This window comes from Streptomyces antibioticus, from assembly GCF_002019855.1.
Taxonomy (GTDB): domain Bacteria; phylum Actinomycetota; class Actinomycetes; order Streptomycetales; family Streptomycetaceae; genus Streptomyces; species Streptomyces antibioticus_B.
In genome coordinates, this window is the sequence record NZ_CM007717.1 from 5,216,828 (window position 1) to 5,237,854 (window position 21,027).

The following is a 21,027-nucleotide window of genomic DNA, read 5'->3' on the forward strand; positions in this document are numbered from 1 at the left end:
CGTCAGGCTGCCACAGGTCCTAAGGGGTGCGAGGGCAGAACTCGGCTGCGAGCAGGGCCGGTTCGGCGTCGGGGTCGGCGATCTCCGTCGTGTTCACCCGGAAGGTGAGGACGTGCCGGCCGTCCAGGGTGGCCGCGGTGCGGACGAAGCTGCCCGGGATGCGGCCGTTGTGCCCCCATACCGTGACACCGCACGCGAGTCTCGTCGGGAACAGGCCCATGCCGTACGCCCCGTGCGCGGTGCGGGTGTCGAGCATCTCGCCCAGCTCCCGGGCGGGCAGCAGGGCCCCGCCGAGCAGCGCCGCGTAGAAGCGGTTCAGATCGGCGAGCGTCGTCACCAACTCGCCCGCCGCCCCGGCGACTCGCGGGTCGAGCGCGGTGACATCGCGTCCGTCCTCGTCGTAGGCACGCCCGTGCGGCACCGGCAGGGCGGTGCGGGAACCGGGGAAGGAGGTGCCGGTCAGACCCAGCGGGGCGATCAGCCGCCGCTCGGCCTCGCGGGCGTAGGAGCGGCCGGTGACCTGTTCGACGACCAGGCCGAGCAGGACGTAGTTGGTGTTGGAGTAGGCGAAGCGGCCGGAGCCGGACGGAGGGTGGTCGAGCGCGAGACGGACGGCCTGACGGGCGGTCACCGGTATGGTGCCGCCGGTGTCGCGGGCGAAGTCGTACAGGCCGCTGGTGTGGGTGAGCAGGCTGCGCAGGGTCAGCGCCCGCCCGTCGTTGCCGGCTCCGCGCACCAGGCCCGGCAGGTGGGACTCCACCGTGTCGGACAGGGACAGCCGCCGCTCGGCGGCCAGTTGGAGCACGACCGTCGCCACGAAGGTCTTGGTGATGCTGCCGGCCCGGAAGTGGTCGTCCGGATCGATGCCGGATCCCGCCTCGCCGTAGCGGATTCCGGTCCCGTCCTCGGCCAGCAGGGCGGCGGCGGGGGCGCCGCCGCGGGTCACGAGCAGCGGGAGCAGGTCGTCCGGGTGCGGGACCGCGCCGGCCCGCGAGGCGGTCCCGGCCAGGCCGAGCAGGACCACGGCCACGGCTGTGGCCAGCAGGTTCCGCCACGACGACGACACGGGTGCTCCTTCCTGGCCGAGTTCCCGCCGAGTTCCCGCCGGGCTCCCCTCGGGTTCCTGGTCGGGTCATCATGCAGGGTGTTCCTGTGGTGCCCGCGGCGGGGTTGGCCGAAGCGTGCTGCACCTTCTGGCCGGAAAGGTCCCTTCCCCGGGGAAAGTGAGGGGCACCCTGGGCGTCGGGCACTTGTCGGGTGAGGGACAATGGAGGCTCTGTCAGGGCGGGTTGCATGAGGGGACGCATGTCGGAGGCGGAGCGGGCGGGGACATCCCGTCAGGACAAGAGCGCACGTCTCCTCGCCGGGCGGTACCGGCTGGGAGACGTACTCGGCCGCGGCGGCATGGGGACGGTGTGGCGCGCCGAGGACGAAACCCTCGGACGCACGGTCGCCGTCAAGGAGCTGCGGTTCCCCGGGAACATCGACGACGACGAGAAGCGCCGGCTGATCACCCGGACGTTGCGCGAGGCCAAGGCCATCGCGCGGATCCGCAACAACAGCGCGGTGACCGTCTTCGACGTGGTCGACGAGGACGACCGGCCGTGGATCGTGATGGAACTGGTCGAGGGCAAGTCGCTCGCCGAGGTCATCCGCGAGGACGGCGTGCTGGAGCCGAGGCGCGCCGCCGAGGTCGGGCTCGCCATCCTCGACGTGCTGCGCTCGGCGCACCGCGAGGGCATCCTGCACCGTGACGTGAAGCCGTCCAACGTGCTCATCGCCGAGGACGGCCGGGTCGTGCTCACCGACTTCGGCATCGCCCAGGTCGAGGGCGACCCGTCCATCACCTCGACCGGCATGCTCGTCGGCGCGCCGTCGTACATCTCGCCGGAGCGCGCCCGCGGTCACAAGCCGGGCCCCGCGGCCGACCTGTGGTCGCTCGGCGGTCTGCTGTACGCCTCGGTCGAGGGCTCGCCCCCATACGACAAGGGTTCCGCCATCGCCACGCTCACCGCGGTGATGACCGAGCCGCTGGAGGAGCCGAAGAACGCGGGCCCGCTCCGGGACGTCATCTACGGGCTGCTCACCAAGGACCCCGAGCTGCGGCTCGACGACGCCGGTGCCCGCGCCAAGCTCCAGCGGGTGCTGCACGCGCCCGACCCCAAGGACACCGAGCCGTCGGACGCGACGCGGGTCGTCCCCCTGCCCGCCCAGCCCGGCGGCCCCGAGGGGCGCGGCGGTTCGGCCGAGGCGGGCGTGAAGCTGCGCGGGGCGCTGCGGTCCGTGCGCAAGGCCGCCGTGGCGGCGGGCGCGGCGACCACCGCGGCCGCGTCCCGGACCAAGTCGTCCGGCACCACGTCGACCTCCGCCTCCGCCTCCGTGGGGACGGAGCGGACGCGGAGTGCCGTCGGCGGGACGGCGCCCACGACCACGTCCTCGCCGTCCTCCCCTTCCTCTTCTCCTACGGCGGTCAACGGCGCGTCCGGCGGCCGGAGTTCCGGCTGGCCCGTGATGACCCCGCCGGATCTGCCGCCGCGGCAGGTGCCGAGGGCGCCGCTCACGGACGTGGTGCCGAAGCGGACGCTGGTCATCATCGCCGTGGTGGTGGCGCTGGCCGTGCTGGGCACGGTCCTGGCCCTCGTCCTGGGCGGCGGTGACGGCGACAACGCCGGCGGTCCGGCGAAGGGCGGCGCCAAGACCGTGGCCAGCGGCAGCGCGAGCGCCGACACCAAGGACGACGAGAAGGGCGGGACCGGCACCGACGGCTCCGCCTCGGACGGCTCCGCGACCGGCACCACCCCGGGCGACGACGCCACCGTGGACAGCGGCGCCGCCACCAACGGCTCCACCGGCGCGACCGAGGTCTCCGACACCGGGAAGGGCGGGGCCGTCTCGACGTACAAGGGCGGCCAGGGGTACTCGATCGGGCTGCCGGACGGCTGGAAGTTCGAGTCCACCGGCTCGGCGGGCGACCGGTTCACCGGGCCCGACGGGCAGAAGCTGCTCGTCGCCTGGACGAGCACGCCCAAGGGCGACCCGGTCGCCGACTGGCGGAGCCAGGAGCGCTACATGACGCGCTCGCAGTACAAGAAGATCCGCATAGAGGCGGTGGACTACCGCGGCTGGAACACGGCCGACTGGGAGTTCACCTACCAGGAGAGCGGCACCAAGTACCGCACCGTCGACCGCGGTTTCGTCGTCAGCGGCAGCCAGGGGTACGCGCTGATGTACACGGCGAAGGCCGCCGAGTGGGGTTCCGAACTGCGCGAGTCCACCTGGAAGACGCTGACGGAGACCTTCACACCGAAGAAGTAGCCCCGGCCCACGGCGCGTTCGGCGCGCGTACGCGGCCCGATATCTGGGCATCCCCTCTCCGGTCCTGCCTCCGGCACGTATCGTGAATGGCTGCGAACGAATGTGACCACCAGGTGGCCGGGGGAGGCAACGTGGACGACTATGCGGGTCGGGTGCTCGCCGACCGCTACCGCCTGCCGTTGCCGCCGTCCGACGAGTACGAACTCACCGAGACCCGCGCCTTCGACACCTACAGCGGACAGGAAGTCCTGGTCCGGCAGGTGCCGTTGCCCGAGGTCGTCGAGGCCGAGGTGCTCGACGCGGAGGGACTGCCCGCCGGGTTCACGGCACGTGAGCGCACGGCGGGGCGGCCCGGAGCCCGACCGGGCGCCGGTGGCGGACCGCGCAGGCCCGCCGATCCCGTCGTACGACGGGCCGTCGAGGCGGCCCAGGCCGCCGCGAGCATCCCCGATCACCCCCGCCTCGACCAGGTCTTCGACGTGTTCGCCGAGGGCGGTTCGCTGTGGATAGTGAGCGAGTCGGTGGCCGCGCGGCCGCTCGCCGCGCTGCTCGCCGAGAAGCCGCTGACGCCGTACCGGGCCGCCGAGGTCGCCTCCGACGTGCTGATGGCGCTGCGGGTGCTGCACGCGCACGGCTGGGTGCACCGGAACATCACCGCGCGCACGGTCATGGTCTGCGACGACGGACGGGTCATGCTGACCGGGCTGGCCGTCGGCGCCGCGGAAGAGGCGCTGTGCGGCTACGACCCGGTGCCGGTGGAGGACGACGACCCGCCCGGCAACGGTGTTTCCGCCCCGCCGAACCCCGCGGGACCACCCGCGGCCGGGGCCGCCGATCCTGAGGCGGCCCGGCGTGCCGCCATCGAGGCGCGGGCGGCCGGCGCGCTGCCGCCGCCCGGCGGGGAGCAGCCGGGCGGGCCGTCCGCGGCGGTGGCCCGCAGGGCGGCCGTGGACAGCGGCGAGGACATCCGGGCCGCGCGGGCCGGGGCGATCGCGGCGTACCGCGCGGGCGCGCGGGCCGCGGCCCGGGTCCAGGAGGCGCAGAACGGGCGCGCCGCCCTGCCCGGGGCCCGCACCCCGCTGGACGACGGCCAGGGCACCGCCGCGAACGGCGCTGCGGTGAACGGCGCGGCGACGGGGACGTCGTCGCCGTTCGGGACGCCTCCCGGCCAGATCGTCGACCCGTACGGCGTCCGGGGCGCACCCGGCCGGAGCGGACACGCGCTCCCGCACGCCCCCACCCCGAACGTTTCCGCCTCCACCGAGGCGCCTTCCGGCACCCGCTGGGACGACCTGGTGGCGGCGGGAGCGGCAGGAGCCGCCGCCGGAGTGGCCCCCGGTGCGACGGCCCAGCAGGTACCCACCCCCGTCCCGGCCCCCCGCCGGGGCCCCGCCACCGCCCTCGCCGCCGAGCGGGCGCGGCAGGCGCGGATGGCCGTCGTTGGACCGGTCACCGAGCGCTGGGCGCCCGAGCAGGCGGGACCGGTGCACGAGAACTGGCAACTGGCCGCCCCGATCGGCCCCGCGACCGACCTGTGGGCGCTCGGCGCGCTGCTCTTCCGGGCCGTACAGGGGCACGCGCCCTACCCGGAGGAGTCCACCGCCGAACTGGTGCAGATGGTCTGCGCCGAGCCGCCCGCCTACGCCGAGGAGTGCGGTTCGCTGCGGCCCGTCGTGGAGTCGCTGCTGCGCCAGGACCCCACCGAGCGGCTGGACTTCGAGGAACTGCGCGGCTGGCTGCGCTCCCTGGTACGGTCCGCGCCGGAGCCCGAGGCCGGCGCGCATGTGGTCGCCGCGCCGCCCGCCGACCCCAGCCGGCTGCCGATCGTGCGCCGCAAGGGCGAGTTGGTGCGCAGGCGCCGCGCCGCCCGGCTGCCCGCCCCCGGACCGCGCGCGCGGCACAAGCGGGCCCGCCCCGACACCGGCCGCGCCCCGCGAAGCCTCGGTCGCACCCTGCTGCTGCTCATCCTGCTGGCGCTGGCCGCGGCGTTCGCGTACGCCCTGCTGTTCATGCCCAAGGCCGGTGAGGACGGCGCGTCCGGCACCGACGCCACCCAGCGGGCCGGGGCCACCGCCCCGCCGGCCGGCCAGGCGCCCGAGGCGAGCAGCGAACCCCGGCCCGACCAGACCGCGCCGGGCTCCGGGAACGGCGCGTCGGCCTCCTCCGGCACCACCCAGGACGGCACGGAGACGGAGGGCGGCTCCGACGCCGCCGACGGGTTCACCGTCCGTGAGGACGAGGCGGGTTTCCGGATCGCCGTCGCCGACGGCTGGGACCGCACGCCGAAGAACGGCCGCGGCCAGATCGTGTACACGCACGGTGACTTCGAGCTGATCGTCGTACCCGGCCGGGACAGCGCCTCCGCGAACGGCACGGACCCGATGGTCTACCAGCGGGAGAAGGAGAGCGAACTCCAGCCGTACCGCGACTCCAGTTGGGCCACCGCCTCCGGGCTGCGCACCACCACGGTGGGCGAACGCGTCATGGCCGAAGGCCAGTTCACCTGGAACGACGGCGGCCGCGAGCGGTACGTCAGAAACCTGGCGATCCTGCTCGACGGGCGCTATCACGTCGTCCAGGTCCGCGGTCCCGAGGCGGAGCGGGACGAGGTGACGCGGCTGTACGAACAGGCCGCCGACAGCTACGAGTACACCGGCTGAACCCGTTCTGCCCGCCGGTTCCCGTTAAGCGGCAGAAGCGACAACCGTCACAGTGCGGTCTCCTTGGGACGTCGAAGGTTCCCCGGTAGCGCCGGGGTCCTTACGCTGACCCTGTCAAGAACATTGCGGGGCAACGTGAATCAGATGCAGGGCCGGCTCGTCGCGGGCCGTTACCGGCTGGCCGAGGCCATCGGCAGCGGCGGCATGGGCCGTGTGTGGCGCGCGCACGACGAACTGCTGCACCGGGCTGTCGCGGTGAAGGAGTTGACCGCCGCCCACTACGTCTCCGAGAGCGACCGGGAGCGGCTCCTCGCGCGCACGCGGGCGGAGGCCCGGGCCGCGGCGCGGATCAACCACTCCGCCGTGGTCACCATCCACGACGTGCTCGACCACGACGGCCGCCCGTGGATCGTGATGGAGCTGGTCGAGGGCCGTTCGCTGGCCGACGCGGTCACGGAGGACGGCCGGATCGAGCCCGCCGAGGCGGCCCGGATCGGCCTGTGGGTGCTGCGCGCCCTGCGCGCCGCGCACACCGCGGGCGTGCTGCACCGTGACGTCAAGCCGGGCAATGTGCTGCTCGCCGACGACGGCCGGGTCCTCCTCACCGACTTCGGCATCGCCCAGATCGAGGGTGACAGCACCATCACCCGGACCGGCGAGGTCGTCGGCTCGGTCGACTACCTCGCCCCCGAGCGGGTGCGCGGCCAGGACCCCGGTCCGGCCTCCGACCTGTGGGCGCTCGGCGCGACGCTGTACACGGCGGTCGAGGGGCGTTCGCCGTTCCGGCGGACCTCGCCGCTGACCACGCTCCAGGCCGTGGTCGAGGAGGAGGCCGACGAGACCCGGCACGCCGGTCCGCTCGGCCATGTCATCACCGCCCTGCTCCGCAAGGACCCGGCCGCCCGCCCGGCCACCGCCGAGACCGAACGGCTCCTCGCCGACGCGGCGGAGGGCCGGGGTCCGGGCGGTCCGGGCGGTCCGGGCGGCGCGCAGGTGTTCGTGCCGGCCCAGTACGGCGGCCCGGACACCGCGACCGCCGTCCCGGTCGGCCCCACAGGTCCCAACGGCCCCGCAGGCCCGGGCGGACAGACGCTCGTCGGCCCCTCGCACCACAACAGCCACAACGGCCACACCGGCCACACCGGTCAGGGCGGCCCTTCCGCGCACGTCCCCGCGCACGTCCCCGCGTACGGCGCGCCGCGTACCTCCGCGCGCCCCTCGCGGCGCCGCAGGCTGCGCACCCTGGCGCTGGTGGTCGCCGTGGCCGCGCTGGTCGGCGGCGGTACGGCGGTGGTCCTCCAGCAGTACGGCGCCGGAGGCCGTTCGCACGCCGGTGAGTCCCCGTCCCCGTCCACCTCGGCCGGTGCCTCCGCCTCCGGCACGCCGAGCGATTCGGCCAGCGCGACGCCCACCTCGCAGGACGGTCTGCCGCGCTCGTGGGAGCCGATCACCGATCCGCTCGGGTTCGGTCTTTCGCTGCCGAAGGGCTGGGAGCGCGAGCTGTTCCAGGACGACGGCGACCTCAAGCAGGTCGACTACACCCCCGACGGCGGCGAGCACTTCGTCCGGATCGCCATCGACACCTCGCCCGACTTCGACAGCGCCTACGCCCATCAGAGGGACCTCGAACAGCAGCTCCAGCGGCTGGTCGACTACAGGACGGTGACGCTGGAGGAGAACGTCTACCGCGACCGCGAGGGCTCCGAATGGGAGTACACGTGGACCGCGCTGGCCAAGGACACGGAGTTCCCCGGGCCGCGCCGGGCGATCGAGGAGGCGTACATCGCCCGCGACGGCACGGAGTACATCATCTACATGTCGTCCCCGGCCGAGGACTGGGAGCGGACGGCCGAGCAGTTCCGGTCCGTGCTCCGGAGCTGGCGGGAACCGGGCGCCTCCTGACGGTGGTTGGCCGGACGGCGACCCGGAGGCGGGGCGTCCGGTGGGGCATGATGGGCGTATGGGGACCGAGGGGGACGGCGTCCGGATCATCGCGGGCCGCTACCGGCTGGAGACCAGGCTGGGGCGCGGCGGCATGGGCGTGGTCTGGCGTGCCACGGACCAACTGCTGGGACGGCGTGTCGCGGTCAAGGAGCTGATCCAGGACGACACGCTCTCCGCCGAGGAGGCGCGCGGCCGGCGCGACCGGACCCTGCGCGAGGCCCGCGCGGTGGCCCAGCTCAGCCATCCGCACATCATCGTGGTGCACGACGTCGTCGAGGACGGCGAACGGCCGTACATCGTCATGGAACTGATCGACGGCGGCTCGCTCGCCGACCGGATCGCCGCGCACGGCCCGATCGGCGCGGACGAGGCGGCCCGTATCGGCATCGCGCTGCTGGGCGCGCTGCGCGCCGCGCACGCGGCCGGTGTCCTGCACCGCGACATCAAGCCGGCGAACGTCCTGCTCGACGGCGACAACGACCGGGTCGTCCTCACCGACTTCGGGATCGCGCAGGTCTCGGGCGCCACCACGCTCACCGAGACCGGGTCGTTCGTCGGCTCGCCCGAGTACACCGCGCCCGAGCGGATGTCGGGGGCGCGCACCGGGCCCGAGTCCGACCTGTGGTCGCTGGGGGCGCTGCTGTGCACCGCGCTGAGCGGCGAGTCGCCGTTCCGGCGCGACTCGCTGGGCGGCATCCTGCACGCCGTCGTCTTCGCCGACATCCGCACGCCCGAGCAGGCCGCGCCGCTGCTGCCGGTCGTGCGCGGGCTGCTGGAGCGGGACCCCGAGCGGCGGTTGGGGGCGGCGGAGGCGGAGCGGCTGCTGCGGGTCTTCCGCGAGACGGGGCACACGCCGGCGCCGGTGTCGTCCGGGTACACGCCGACCCGCGAGGACCTGCCGCGCACGGCACCGGAGGCCCCCGCCCGGGAGCGGTCGCCGCGCGGGGTGCTGGTGGCCGCGCTGCTGGTCGCCGCGATGGCGGGCGCGGGCGTGTCGGCGGCGGCGCTGCTGGTGAACGGCGACGGGGGCGGCGGCGGTGGCTCGCCCACGAGTCCGGCGTCCCGGGAGACGACGAGCGCGGCGCCGGGCCCGACGGCGACCGGCTCGCACGGCGATCCGGCGACACCGTCCTCCTCGTCCGCGCGCCCCTCGTCCGGCCGTCCCGCGACCCCCGGCGCCGCCCCCGCCTCCGACGACCACGCCACCGCGCCCTCCGGCTACCGACTCGCCGTGGACCCCGCCGGGTTCTCCCTGGCCGTCCCGGAGGAGTTCACCCGGGTGCCCCAGGGGGAGCGGGTGTTCTATCTGTCGCCGGGGGAGACCTTCCGGCTCGGCATCAAGATCGCGGACCCGGCGCCCGGCGGCCCCCTCGGCGCGATGGAGCGCGCGGCGGCCGAGGGGCCGGAGAACAACCCCGGTTACCACGACGGCAGGGTCACCGAGACCGAGCACGACGGACACCCGGCGGCGCTCTGGGAGTTCACCTGGGACGGCTTCAGCGCGGCCGAGGGCGCCCGGCACACCTACGACCTGTGCTGGGAGGCGAACGGCAGGCTGTACGACGTGTGGGTGTCGGCGCCGGTCGGCAAGGTGCGGGAGGCGCGGGAGTACTTCGACGTCGCGGTCGGCACGTTCGTGGCCCGGTGACGTGCCCCGGTGACGTGCCCCGGCCGGTCCGGTAAATGGTGCATAAGGAACGTCACGCGTCACGGGTCTGTGACCGGTGGGGCCGCCCGGTGGATACCGGCCTGCCTGGCGCGATATGGATGGAGTCATGAGCCACAACGGGGGAGTCGGCCACGAGCCCGACGACACGACGAGTTTTGTTCTGCAACCGCCGAACCCGCAGCACGCCGTGGCGCAGTCCGCGGTGCCGCAACCCGGTGTTCCGGCCCAGCAGTTCGCACCCCCACAAGAGCCCGAGCCCGGCACCGGCCGGCTGATCGCGGGCCGCTACCGGCTGCTCGCCAAGCTCGGCCACGGCGGGATGGGCACGGTGTGGCGGGCGAAGGACGAGACGGTCGACCGTGAGGTCGCGGTCAAGGAACCCCGCGTCCCCGACCACCTTCCCGAGCGGGAACGGGCCAACGCCTACGAGCGGATGCGGCGCGAGGCCCGCGCCGCCGCCCGGCTCGACCACCCGGCGGTCGTCAACGTGCACGACGTCGCCGTCGTCGACGGCAAGCCCTGGATCGTGATGGAGCTGGTCCACGGCCGTTCCCTCGGCAGCGCCCTCCAGGAGGGCACGCTCGGCGCGCGCGAGGCCGCCACGATCGGCCTGGAGGTGCTCGGCGCGCTGGAGGCCGCCCACGCGGCGGGCATCCTGCACCGGGACGTCAAGCCGGACAACGTCCTGCTCGGCCGGTACGACCGGGTCGTCCTCACCGACTTCGGCATCGCCCAGATCGAGGGCGAGACCAACCTGACCGACACCGGCGGCTTCGTCGGCTCGCCCGAGTACATCGCCCCGGAGCGGGTGCTGGGCCAGCGTCCCGGCCCGGCGTCCGACCTGTGGTCGCTCGGCGTGGTGCTGTACGCGGCGACGGAGGGCGTGTCGCCGTTCCGCCGCAGCAACACGCCTGCCACCCTCCAGTCCGTCCTGAACGCCGCGCCCGCGCCGCCCGCCGCCGCGCAGGGCCCCCTCGCCGAGGCCGTCAACGGGCTGCTGGAGAAGGACCCGGCGCGCCGTCCCGACGCCGCCCGGGTACGGGCCCTGCTGACGGCCGCCGCGAACCCGCCCGCACCGGCCCCGGCGCCCACCGAGGTCGTACGGCACGTCGAAGTGCCCGTGGCGCGCCGCCGGCTGGGCCTCAAGGCGTGGCTCGGGCTCGGTGCCGCGGCCGTCGCGGCGGCGGTGACGGCGTACCTGGTGCTCGCCGACCCGTTCGCCGGGCCGCTGCCGGACGACTGGAAGACGGCCGCCGAGAAGGACGTCACCGCCACCCTCGCCTTCCCCGCCGACTACCAGCGGACCGTGCCCGAGCGGGACTCCGACGACAGCCACTGGGTCAGCTACACCGACCCCAGCGGCGCGGTGTCCGTGGTGCTGACGGTGGCCCGCAAGGCGGAGGACACCAGCAACGAGATCAAGCCGTCCGCGGCCGCCGAGATGTACGCCGACGACGCCGAGTTCACCGAGCGCGGCAGCTACCGCCTCGACATGCCGAAGGGCGCGAAGACCGAGACCGACGACAACGTCACCTTCGAGGGCCGCAAGGCCGCCGCGAACACGGTCCGGTACACGACCGACGACTCCCAGCACCCGCGCCCCCGTGAACTGCGGCTCTTCTACTACAAGTCCTCGGCCGGCGACATGTACAAGCTGACCGTCGCCTATCCGGGCAAGGGCGACTTCACCGAACGCGGCCGGGAGGTGGCCCGCACGGCGATCGCCAATCTGCGGATCGACAAGCTGTAGCGGGCGGGGACGGGCTGAAGCCCGGCACACAACGTCCTGATCAGCGGCTTTGTTGCCAGTGAACACTGGCGGCTTGTGTGCGGTCGGTGAATCCCTATTACCGGCGGGTACCCAAAGTCCCTCCGGCGTCATACCCTGCGCGTCATGACCGACTCGCAGGCCCCGGAAAAGGCCGGTATCGACCCCGGCACGGGCACCAACCCCCTCGCCCCCGCCCCCGCCGGCGTCCGCACCGCCGCCGACGTCGTCACCCCCCAGCTCGTCGCCCAGCTCACCAAGGGCGTCGTCGGCTCCGGCCGGACCGTGAACCACACGCCGTTCACCGGCGAGGTGCTCGCCGAACTGCCCGAGTCCACTCCCGAGGACGTGGCGCGGGCGTACGAGGCGGCCCGCGCCGCCCAGGCCGTCTGGGAGCGGATCCCGGTCCGGGAGCGGGCCGCCGTCCTGCTGCGCTTCCACGATCTGGTGCTCGCCCGCCAGGCCGAGGTCCTCGACCTGATCCAGTTGGAGACCGGCAAGGCACGGCTGCACGCCCACGAGGAGGTGCAGGCCGTCGCGGTCGCCGCCCGCCACTACGGGCGCCGGGCGGCCGCCTACCTCCGGCCCAAGCGGCACGCCGGTGCCGTGCCGACCCTGACGAAGGTCACCGAACTGCGCCACCCGCGCGGGGTCGTCGGCCAGATCGCCCCGTGGAACTACCCGCTGGAGCTGTCCGTCGGCGACGCCCTCCCGGCGCTCGTCGCGGGCAACGCGGTCGTCATGAAGCCCGACACGGAGACCTGCCTGACCGCGCTGTGGGCCCGTGACCTGCTCATCGAGGCCGGACTGCCCGCCGGTGTCTTCCAGGTCGTCCTCGGCGAGGGCCCGGTCGTCGGCCCCGAGGTCGTCCGGCACGCCGACTACGTCTCCTTCACCGGCTCCACCCGCACCGGCCGCGAGGTCGCGCAGAGCGCCGCCGCCCGGCTGGTCGGCGTCTCCCTCGAACTCGGCGGCAAGAACGCCATGCTGGTCCTCGACGACGCCGACATCGAGAAGGCCGCCGCGGGCGCGGTCCGCGCCTGCTTCTCCTCCGCCGGCCAGCTCTGCATCTCCATCGAGCGGCTCTACGTCCACGAGTCGGTCGCGGACGCCTTCCTGGAGCGCTTCGCGACCCGCACCAGGGCCATGCGCCTCGGCACCTCCCTCGCCTACGGCGCCGACATGGGATCGCTGGTGGGCGAGCGCCAGTTGGAGACCGTGACGCGGCATGTGGCCGAGGCGGTCGCCAAGGGCGCGAAGGTCGTCGCGGGCGGGGTGGCCCGCCCGGACATCGGCCCCTACTTCTACGAGCCGACCATCCTCGACGGCGTCGCGGAGCCCATGGCGGTGTGCGCCGAGGAGACCTTCGGCCCGGTCGTCTCGGTCTACCGCTTCTCGACCGACGACGAGGCCGTCGAGCTGGCCAACGCCACGCCGTACGGCCTGAACGCCTCGGTCTGGACGAAGGACGGCCGGCGCGGCGCCGCCGTCGCCGCCCGGCTGCGCACCGGCACGGTCAACGTCAACGAGGGCTACGCCCCGGCCTACGGCAGTGTCCAGTCCCCGATGGGCGGCATGAAGGACTCCGGACTCGGCCGCCGGCACGGCTCCGAGGGCATCCTCAAGTACACCGAGGCCCAGACGGTGGCCCGCCAGCGCCTGCTGCCGATGGCGCCCTCGCTGGGCATGGACGACGAGAAGTACGCGCAGTTCATGAGCCGCAGCCTGAGACTGATGAAGGCGTTCCGGTTCCGGTGAGCGACACCCGCACGAGACTCGACGAGGAGACACCCGTGCCTCAAGACGCCTACGACTACGACGTGATCGTCGTCGGCTCCGGATTCGGCGGTTCGGTGACCGCCCTGCGCCTGACCGAGAAGGGCTACCGCGTAGGCGTCCTGGAGGCCGGCCGCCGCTGGACCCGCGAGACCCTGCCGAAGAACTCCTGGGACCTCAGGAACTACCTGTGGGCCCCGAAGCTCGGCTGCTACGGCATCCAGCGCATCCATCTGCTCGGCAACGTCATGGTCCTGGCCGGCGCGGGCGTCGGCGGCGGCTCCCTCAACTACGCCAACACCCTCTACGTCCCGCCGAAACCGTTCTTCGACGACCCCCAGTGGCGGGACATCACCGACTGGCAGGACGAGCTGAAGCCGTACTACGACCAGGCCCGGCGGATGCTCGGCGTACGGCTCAACCCGACGACCACGCCCTCGGACGTCCACCTCAAGGCGGCCGCCGAGCGCATGGGTGTCGGGGACACCTTCCACATGGCGCCGGTCGGTGTCTTCTTCGGCGACGGCGAGGACGCCGATGGCACGGCGAAGGCCGCGCCCGGCGACACCGTCGCCGACCCCTACTTCGGCGGGGCGGGCCCGTCCCGCAAGGCGTGCACCGAGTGCGGCGAGTGCATGACCGGCTGCCGGCACGGCGCGAAGAACACCCTGAACGAGAACTACCTGTTCCTCGCCGAGAAGGCGGGCGCGGTCGTGCACCCGCTGACGACGGTCGTCTCGGTCACCGACGACTCGCGGGGCGGCTACGCGATCGCCACCCTGCCGACCGACGACCGGCGCAAGGGGCGGGGCCGCACCTTCACGGCCCGCCGCGTCGTCCTCGCGGCCGGCACCTACGGCACCCAGACCCTGCTGCACCGGATGAAGTCGACCGGCCGGCTGCCGTATCTCTCCGACCGGCTCGGCGAGCTGACCCGCACCAACTCCGAGGCCCTGGTGGGCGCCCAGACCGACGACCGCCGCTACCGCAGGGCGACCGGCGCGGCGAAGGTCGACTTCACCCGCGGTGTCGCCATCACGTCGTCGGTCCACCCGGACGAGAACACCCACATCGAGCCGGTGCGCTACGGCAAGGGCTCCAACTCGATGGGCGGTCTGTCCATCCTCCAGGTGCCGTACGCGGAGGGTTCCTCGCGGGTGGCCGGCTGGCTGGCGAACGCGGCCCGCCACCCCCTGCTGATGCTGCGCTCGCTGTCCAACCGGCGCTGGTCGGAGCGGACCATCATCGGCCTGGTGATGCAGTCGCTGGACAACTCGCTGACGACGTATCTGAAACCGTCCGGCGTCGGCAAGGGGCTGCTCACCGCCCGTCAGGGGCACGGCGCGCCCAACCCCAAGCAGATCAGGGCCGCCTCCGAGGCCGCCACCGCGATCGCCGCCGACATCAACGGCTTCGCCGGCTCCAACGTGGGCGAGCTGATGGGCACTCCGCTCACCGCGCACTTCCTGGGCGGCTGTCCGATCGGCGACTCCCGCGAGACGGGTGTCATCGACCCGTACCACCGGCTGTACGGCCATCCCGGGATCTCGGTGGTGGACGGCGCCGCGGTCTCCGCGAACCTGGGGGTGAACCCCTCGCTGACCATCACCGCCCAGGCCGAGCGCGCGATGTCGTACTGGCCGAACAACGGCGAGGCGGACCCGCGCCCGGAGCAGGGGGAGCCGTACGAGCGGCTGCGGCCGGTGGAGCCCGCCGCACCGGCGGTTCCGGAGGACGCCTTCGGCGCGCTGCGGCTGCCGTTCCTGGGGATGCCGGCGGTGCCGCCCAAGGAGTGACACCGGTGGCCCGGTGGTGACACACGACCAAGGGACCTGCGCCCCCCTCCGAGCGCAGGTCCCTTCGTCATGCCGTTCAAGTCGTGTTCCGTCGGCCTTGGCGGAGACGGAAGTGGTCCTTGTTCCGGTATTCGGTAGGTGTGACCGGCGAAGTCCCCGGGGAGTTGCGTCGTCCTCACAGATTCTTTATGTGAGGTGGGTCACACCCGAAGGGGCCTGGGTGCGGCAGGGGGTCCGGGCATGACGAAGGGCCCCGTGGGACGGATCCACGGGGCCCTTCTTCACCGTCAGCACCGGCGTCAGGGCAGCGCCGGTGCCTGGGAGCGGCGCCGGGGGGTTGCGCCGCTGGATTCATGTATCGGGGGGCGGGGTTCGTGTGCATCGTGCTGGATGTGGACGGTCCCCGCAACCGTTTGACCCAGCCCTTGTGCATTTCTGCGGTTTCAGCCGGTCGGCCCCGGGCGTCCCCGAGGCCGGCCGTTCTCTTGGTGACCGGGCTGCTGTCCCCTGCCGTCCGGTCACGTGCTGGAGCGAGGTCCCACGGCGCACGGCACGATCCGTACGCCTCAACGCTCCAGTGATCCACGCGTGGTTCTTCCGGGCCCGCCCCTGGCTGGAACGGACACCGGGACCAACGAAGCGTGCCGGGGGCGGTCACGCGCCGTACGGGTGAGAGGAGGACCGAACTCAGATGCGACCGCGGCACAGTTCGAGCAGCGTCAGGGCGAGCGCGGTGCCGGGCTTGCCCAGCGCGTCCCGGTAGTGGCCGAGGACCTCCATCTCGCGGGAGAGGTTCACCCGCCGCCCGCCGGAGGTGATCCGGGCCTCCTGGATCACGGCGGAGACGGCCGTCCGCTCCTGGATCAGACCGATGATCCGGTCGTCGAGCGCGTCGATGCGCTCACGGGCACCGGTGATCACCTCGGCCGCCTCGGGGGTGCGGGCGCCGGTCACGTCGGTCGCGGTCACGTCGGTCGCGGTCATGGGGGCTCCTCGTCGGATTCGAGTGGGGCGGCCCCGGAGCGACACGGTCCGCGAACGCCAGGCGCCCCGGACCTTGTCGGCCCGGGGCGCCTGGGAAGTCGCTTGTCAGTTGCTCAAGCAGCACGACCATGGCAGCCGGTGGGCCGGATGCCATAGGTAAAGAGGAAGGCCGGGTGCGTGAGCATGCGGCCAGTATGCCGTGGTGTCCCCGGGTGTCCAAGACGGTTCGGATCGTGAGACGGCTTCGGCCCCGAAGGGGCTGCGCGGCGCCCGGTAGACTCGGCCCCACACACACCTCGCTCACCGCCGGAAGGCAACCCGTGTCATCAGCGACCCCCGCCGCCCCCGACACCGTCCTGGTCGTCGACTTCGGCGCGCAGTACGCCCAGCTCATCGCCCGTCGGGTCCGCGAGGCCCGGGTCTACAGCGAGATCGTGCCGAGCACCATGCCGGTCGAGGAGATGCTCGCCAGGAACCCGGCGGCGATCATCCTCTCCGGCGGCCCCTCGTCCGTGTACGAGGAGGGCGCGCCCCGCCTCGACCGCTCGATCTTCGAGGCCGGCGTCCCGGTCTTCGGTATGTGCTACGGCTTCCAGCTCATGGCCCAGAGCCTCGGCGGCACCGTCGACAACACCGGCGCCCGCGAGTACGGCCGCACCGACCTGCACGTCTCCCGGACGTCCTCCACCCTCTTCGAGGGCACCCCCGCCGAGCAGGCGGTCTGGATGTCGCACGGCGACGCCTGCTCCGCCGCCCCCGAGGGCTTCACCGTCAGCGCCTCCACGGACGTCGTCCCGGTCGCCGCCTTCGAGAACGACGAGAAGAAGCTCTACGGCGTCCAGTACCACCCCGAGGTCCTGCACTCCACGTACGGCCAGCAGGTCCTGGAGCACTTCCTCTACCGGGGCGCGGGCCTGACCCCCGACTGGACCACCGGCAATGTGATCGACGAGCAGATCGCCGCGATCCGCGAGCTGGTCGGCGACCGGCGCGCCATCTGCGGTCTGTCCGGCGGTGTCGACTCCGCGGTGGCCGCGGCCCTCGTGCAGAAGGCCATCGGCTCCCAGCTCACCTGCGTCTACGTCGACCACGGTCTGATGCGCAAGGGCGAGACCGAGCAGGTCGAGAAGGACTTCGTCGCCGCGACCGGCGTCCAGCTCAAGGTCGTCGACGCCGAGGAGCGGTTCCTCACCGCCCTCAAGGGGGTCTCCGACCCCGAGGAGAAGCGGAAGATCATCGGCCGCGAGTTCATCCGCGTCTTCGAGCAGGCCCAGGCCGAGATCATCGCCGACGAGGGTCCGGCGGTCGAGTTCCTCGTCCAGGGCACCCTCTACCCCGACGTGGTGGAGTCCGGCGGCGGCACCGGCACCGCCAACATCAAGTCCCACCACAACGTCGGCGGCCTCCCCGAGGACCTCGAGTTCAAGCTGATCGAGCCGCTGCGCAAGCTGTTCAAGGACGAGGTCCGGATGGTCGGCCAGGAACTGGGCCTGCCCGAGGAGATCGTCCAGCGCCAGCCCTTCCCCGGCCCCGGCCTCGGCATCCGCATCGTCGGCGAGGTCACCAAGGAGCGCCTGGACCTCCTGCGCGACGCCGACGCCATCGCCCGCGAGGAACTGACGGCCGCCGGACTCGACCGCGAGATCTGGCAGTGCCCGGTGGTCCTCCTCGCCGACGTCCGCAGCGTCGGTGTCCAGGGCGACGGCCGCACCTACGGCCACCCGATCGTGCTGCGCCCGGTCTCCTCCGAGGACGCCATGACCGCCGACTGGTCGCGGCTGCCGTACGACGTCCTGGCGAAGATCTCCACCCGGATCACCAACGAGGTGCGGGACGTCAACCGCGTGGTCGTCGACGTGACGTCGAAGCCGCCGGGCACGATCGAGTGGGAGTAGGTCTCCCTGAGGCTCAGGTCCGTTTGAGGGTGCGCACCGGCTCTCCGGGCTTCCAGACCTGGGTGACCAGGTACGTCTCGTCCTCGACGTAGGTCCGTACGACCTCCGTCAGCTCGGTGCGGAAGAGGTGGAACGGCTCCGGCGGTTCCACCTCTTTCCTGTACGCCGCCTTGGCCGCCGGGTCCGTCACCTCCACCGCCCGGCCGCCGATCCGTACGTCCCCGCCGCCCATCGTGGTGCCCTCGCCCGGGTTGGCCTGGAGCGCGAACCGCGGATCGCGGCGCAGATCGAGCGCCTTCAGCGAGTCCGGCATCATGCCGAGCCACACCTGCCCGCCGAGGAAACGGACCTCGATGCCCGAGGTGCGCGGCGAGCCGTCCCGGCGCAGGGTCGCGAGGACGTGGTGGGTGTAGGCGCCGAAGCGCTGCTCGACGGTCGTCGCGAGATCGGGTTCGGCTGCGGCGAAGGCCGCCCATGTCGATGCCATGCACCGAGTCTGACCCCGATACCCGACATCTTCTGTCGCCATTTTGGCGCGATCTTGTGTGGTGTCGCGGTGCCGGACGTCATCGTTGCATAACAAGCCTGTTCTCCTGCGCTGACCGACGGTAACTTCCGCCCGTACACCCACCCAGTGCTGGAGGATCGATGCACGGGCCCACACCGCCTGCCCCGCTGCCCACCGATCGGCTGGAGTTCGCCATGCCGCCGATGCACGACTCGGTGGAGGACGAGCGCCGGCACCGCAAGGAACGCCTGGCGGGCGCCGTGCGCCTGTTCGGGCGGATGGGCTTCGAGGACGGCGTCTCCGGGCACATCACCGCCCGCGACCCCGACTTCAGCGACTGCTTCTGGGTCAACCCCTTCGGCATGCCCTTCAAGCACGTCACCGTCAGTGACCTGGTGCTGGTCAACTCCGAGGGACAGGTCGTCGAGGGCCGCTACCACGTCAACCAGGCCGCCTTCACCGTCCACTCCCAGGTCCACGCGGCCCGCCCGGACGTCGTCGCCGTCGCCCACTGCCACTCGGTGCACGGCCGCGCCCTCGCCGCCCTCGGCGAACTGCTGGACCCCATCACCCAGGAGAGCTGCGCCTTCTACGAGGACGTGGCGCTGTACGACGCCTACACCGGCGTCGCCGTGGACGCCGAGGAGGGCCGGCGCATCGCCCGGGTGCTCGGCTCCCGCAAGGCGCTGGTGCTGCGCAACCACGGGCTGCTGACCGTGGGGGACTCGGTGGACGCGGCGGCCTGGTGGTTCCTGTCCATGGAGCGTTCCAGCCAGGTCCAGCTCACCGCCCGCGCGGCCGGCCGCCCGGTCCTGATCGACCACAAGGCGGCGGTCGCCACCCGGGAGCAGTTGGGCGGCGACCTGGTGGCCTGGATCAACTACCAGCCCCTGTGGCAGGACATCAGCCGCAGCGAGCCGGATCTGCTGAGCTGAGCCGTGCGGGCTCAGCCGAACTGTTTCCTGGACCACCGGTGGCCGAGGACGGTGAGGGCCAGACACCAGACCAGGGCGATCCAGCCGTTGTGACCGATCTCCGTGCCGAGGAGGAGTCCGCGCAGGGTCTCGATGGCGGGGGTGAAGGGCTGGTACTCGGCGACCGGCCGGAACCAGCCCGGCATGCTGTCCAGCGGCACGAAGGCGCTCGATATCAGGGGCAGCAGGATCAGCGGCATGGCGCTGTTGCTCGCCGCTTCGGCGTTCGGGCTGCTCATCCCCATGCCGACCGCGATCCAGGTGAACGCCAGCGCGAAGACGGCGAGCAGTCCGAAGGCCGCGAGCCATTCCAGGACGGTGGCGTCCGTGGAGCGGAAGCCCATGGCGGCCCCGATCGCGCCGACGAGGACGACGCTCGCGAGCGCCCGGATCACGCTGCCCGCGACATGGCCGAACAGGACGGACCCGCGGTGGATGGCCATGGTCCGGAAGCGGGCGATGATCCCCTCGTTCATGTCGGTGGCCACGGACACCGCGGTGCCGACCGTGGTCGAGCCGATCGTCATCAGCAGGATGCCGGGGACGAGATAGGCGAGGTAGGCGGAGCGGCCCGCGCCGCCGCTCATGGTGCCGCCGAAGACGTAGACGAACAGCAGCAGGAGCATGACCGGGGTGAGCAGCAGGTTGAGGGTGAGGGAGGGGTAGCGGCGGGCGTGCAGGAGGTTGCGCCGCAGCATGGTGGAGGAGTCGCGGATCGCGAGGGCCAGGGTGCTCATCGTGCGGACTCCTTGGGGTGGTCGGGCCGGCCGGGCACGGTGGTGTCGCCGGTGAGGGCGAAGAAGACGTCGTCCAGGTCGGGGGTGTGCACGGTCAGTTCGGCGGCCTCGACGCCGACGGCGTCCAGGCGGTCCAGGAGCGAGCGCAGGGCGCGCTGGCTGCCGTCGCTGGGGAGCCGCAGGGCGAGCGCCTCGTCGTCCCGGGTGACCTCGTCCAGTGCGGCGGTGGCGCTTCGGTAGGCGGCGGGGTCGGTGAAGCGGAGCCGGACATGGCCGCCGGGGACGAGCCGCTTGAGTTCGTCGGCGGTGCCCTGCGCGGCGATCCGGCCGCCGTCGAGGACGGCGATCCGGTCGGCGAGCTGATCGGCCTCCTCCAGGTACTGGGTGGTGAGGAAGACGGTGACCCCGCCCGCGACCAGGTCGCGGATGATCTGCCACATGGTGTGACGCGAGCGGGGGTCGAGACCGGTGGTCGGCTCGTCGAGGAAGATGATCCGCGGGTCGCCGACCAGGGTCATGGCGATGTCGAGCCGGCGTTTCATGCCCCCGGAGTAGGTGGCGGCGGGCTTGCCGGCGGCCTCGGTGAGGTCGAAGCGCTCCAGCAGTTCGGCGGCGACGCGCCGCCCCTCGGGCCGGGACAGATGGTGCAGGTCGGCCATGAGGAGCATGTTCTCCTCGCCGGTGATCAGTCCGTCGACGGCGGAGAACTGCCCGGTGACACCGATCGCGGCGCGGACCGCCTGCGGGTCGGCGGCGAGGTCGTGGCCCGCGACCCGGGCCCGGCCTCCGTCGGCGGCGACGAGCGTGGAGAGGATCTGCACGGCGGTGGTCTTGCCCGCGCCGTTCGGGCCGAGCAGCGCGAAGACGGTTCCTCGCGGGACGGTCAGGTCGACGCCGTCCAGGACGGTCTTGTCGCCGTAGGACTTGCGCAGGCCGTGCGCCTCGATGGCCGGGTCGGTGCTGGCCGGGTCGGTCATGACAGGTGCCCCCTCAATTCTGTG

14 protein-coding genes are annotated in these 21,027 nt (G+C 72.9%); 9 read left to right on the forward strand and 5 right to left on the reverse strand.

What is annotated here, in order from left to right; genetic code table 11:
• Positions 1 to 19: 19 nt before the first annotated feature.
• Positions 20 to 1,066 (reverse strand): serine hydrolase domain-containing protein, encoded by a 1,047-nt coding sequence (locus tag AFM16_RS23835; RefSeq protein WP_245177780.1) that lies wholly within the window; start codon positions 1,064 to 1,066, stop codon positions 20 to 22.
• Between the two features lie 239 nt (positions 1,067 to 1,305).
• Here AFM16_RS23835 and AFM16_RS23840 point away from each other — a divergent pair, with 239 nt between their 5' ends.
• The 7 genes from AFM16_RS23840 (at position 1,306) to AFM16_RS23870 (ending at position 14,928) form a co-directional block, all read left to right on the forward strand.
• On the forward strand, positions 1,306 to 3,315 hold the full coding sequence (locus AFM16_RS23840) for a serine/threonine-protein kinase (protein WP_078634548.1): 2,010 nt from the start codon (positions 1,306 to 1,308) through the stop codon (positions 3,313 to 3,315).
• A gap of 131 nt (positions 3,316 to 3,446) precedes the next feature.
• Positions 3,447 to 5,975, forward strand: coding sequence for a serine/threonine kinase C-terminal domain-containing protein (locus tag AFM16_RS23845; RefSeq protein WP_078637070.1), 2,529 nt, complete (start codon positions 3,447 to 3,449; stop codon positions 5,973 to 5,975).
• A gap of 144 nt (positions 5,976 to 6,119) precedes the next feature.
• Positions 6,120 to 7,877 (forward strand): serine/threonine-protein kinase, encoded by a 1,758-nt coding sequence (locus AFM16_RS23850; RefSeq protein ID WP_078634549.1) that lies wholly within the window; start codon positions 6,120 to 6,122, stop codon positions 7,875 to 7,877.
• 58 nt (positions 7,878 to 7,935) lie between these two features.
• Entirely contained in the window at positions 7,936 to 9,567 is a 1,632-nt protein-coding gene (locus AFM16_RS23855; RefSeq protein ID WP_078634550.1) for a serine/threonine-protein kinase, read from the forward strand.
• Between the two features lie 127 nt (positions 9,568 to 9,694).
• Positions 9,695 to 11,338 (forward strand): serine/threonine-protein kinase, encoded by a 1,644-nt coding sequence (locus AFM16_RS23860; RefSeq protein WP_078634551.1) that lies wholly within the window; start codon positions 9,695 to 9,697, stop codon positions 11,336 to 11,338.
• Positions 11,339 to 11,482: 144 nt separating this feature from the next.
• Complete coding sequence (locus AFM16_RS23865) at positions 11,483 to 13,114, forward strand: succinic semialdehyde dehydrogenase (protein ID WP_078634552.1); 1,632 nt, start codon at positions 11,483 to 11,485, stop codon at positions 13,112 to 13,114.
• A gap of 35 nt (positions 13,115 to 13,149) precedes the next feature.
• Entirely contained in the window at positions 13,150 to 14,928 is a 1,779-nt protein-coding gene (locus AFM16_RS23870) for a GMC oxidoreductase (RefSeq protein ID WP_078637071.1), read from the forward strand.
• 687 nt (positions 14,929 to 15,615) lie between these two features.
• Here AFM16_RS23870 and AFM16_RS23875 read toward each other — a convergent pair.
• A complete protein-coding gene (locus AFM16_RS23875; protein WP_179123304.1) occupies positions 15,616 to 15,912 on the reverse strand; it encodes a chorismate mutase in 297 nt (98 codons plus the stop codon).
• Between the two features lie 320 nt (positions 15,913 to 16,232).
• On the opposite strand from AFM16_RS23875, the gene guaA reads away from it, so the two are divergent.
• The gene (guaA, locus tag AFM16_RS23880; RefSeq protein WP_030788103.1) at positions 16,233 to 17,807 is read left to right on the forward strand and encodes a glutamine-hydrolyzing GMP synthase; all 1,575 of its coding nucleotides are present in this window, start codon (positions 16,233 to 16,235) and stop codon (positions 17,805 to 17,807) included.
• Between the two features lie 13 nt (positions 17,808 to 17,820).
• Here the strand turns inward: guaA and AFM16_RS23885 are convergent, their stop codons facing one another.
• A complete protein-coding gene (locus AFM16_RS23885; protein WP_078634553.1) occupies positions 17,821 to 18,294 on the reverse strand; it encodes a pyridoxamine 5'-phosphate oxidase family protein in 474 nt (157 codons plus the stop codon).
• 161 nt (positions 18,295 to 18,455) lie between these two features.
• Here AFM16_RS23885 and AFM16_RS23890 point away from each other — a divergent pair, with 161 nt between their 5' ends.
• Positions 18,456 to 19,250 (forward strand): class II aldolase/adducin family protein, encoded by a 795-nt coding sequence (locus AFM16_RS23890; protein ID WP_030788096.1) that lies wholly within the window; start codon positions 18,456 to 18,458, stop codon positions 19,248 to 19,250.
• 11 nt (positions 19,251 to 19,261) lie between these two features.
• Here the strand turns inward: AFM16_RS23890 and AFM16_RS23895 are convergent, their stop codons facing one another.
• Positions 19,262 to 20,026 (reverse strand): ABC transporter permease, encoded by a 765-nt coding sequence (locus AFM16_RS23895; RefSeq protein ID WP_078634554.1) that lies wholly within the window; start codon positions 20,024 to 20,026, stop codon positions 19,262 to 19,264.
• Positions 20,023 to 21,003 (reverse strand): ATP-binding cassette domain-containing protein, encoded by a 981-nt coding sequence (locus AFM16_RS23900; RefSeq protein ID WP_078634555.1) that lies wholly within the window; start codon positions 21,001 to 21,003, stop codon positions 20,023 to 20,025. Before AFM16_RS23900 ends, AFM16_RS23895 begins: the two co-directional genes overlap by 4 nt.
• Between the last annotated feature and the right edge of the window lie 24 nt (positions 21,004 to 21,027).

Bases quoted from the DNA above. Each gene is read 5' to 3' on its own strand.
- AFM16_RS23840 (WP_078634548.1), top strand. From the start codon at position 1,306: ATGTCGGAGGCGGAGCGGGCGGGGACATCCCGTCAGGACAAGAGCGCA.
- AFM16_RS23850 (WP_078634549.1), top strand. From the start codon at position 6,120: ATGCAGGGCCGGCTCGTCGCGGGCCGTTACCGGCTGGCCGAGGCCATC.
- AFM16_RS23855 (WP_078634550.1), top strand. From the start codon at position 7,936: ATGGGGACCGAGGGGGACGGCGTCCGGATCATCGCGGGCCGCTACCGG.
- AFM16_RS23860 (WP_078634551.1), top strand. From the start codon at position 9,695: ATGAGCCACAACGGGGGAGTCGGCCACGAGCCCGACGACACGACGAGT.
- AFM16_RS23865 (WP_078634552.1), top strand. From the start codon at position 11,483: ATGACCGACTCGCAGGCCCCGGAAAAGGCCGGTATCGACCCCGGCACG.
- AFM16_RS23875 (WP_179123304.1), bottom strand. From the start codon at position 15,912: ATGACCGCGACCGACGTGACCGCGACCGACGTGACCGGCGCCCGCACC.
- AFM16_RS23885 (WP_078634553.1), bottom strand. From the start codon at position 18,294: ATGGCATCGACATGGGCGGCCTTCGCCGCAGCCGAACCCGATCTCGCG.
- AFM16_RS23890 (WP_030788096.1), top strand. From the start codon at position 18,456: ATGCACGGGCCCACACCGCCTGCCCCGCTGCCCACCGATCGGCTGGAG.
- AFM16_RS23895 (WP_078634554.1), bottom strand. From the start codon at position 20,026: ATGAGCACCCTGGCCCTCGCGATCCGCGACTCCTCCACCATGCTGCGG.
- AFM16_RS23900 (WP_078634555.1), bottom strand. From the start codon at position 21,003: ATGACCGACCCGGCCAGCACCGACCCGGCCATCGAGGCGCACGGCCTG.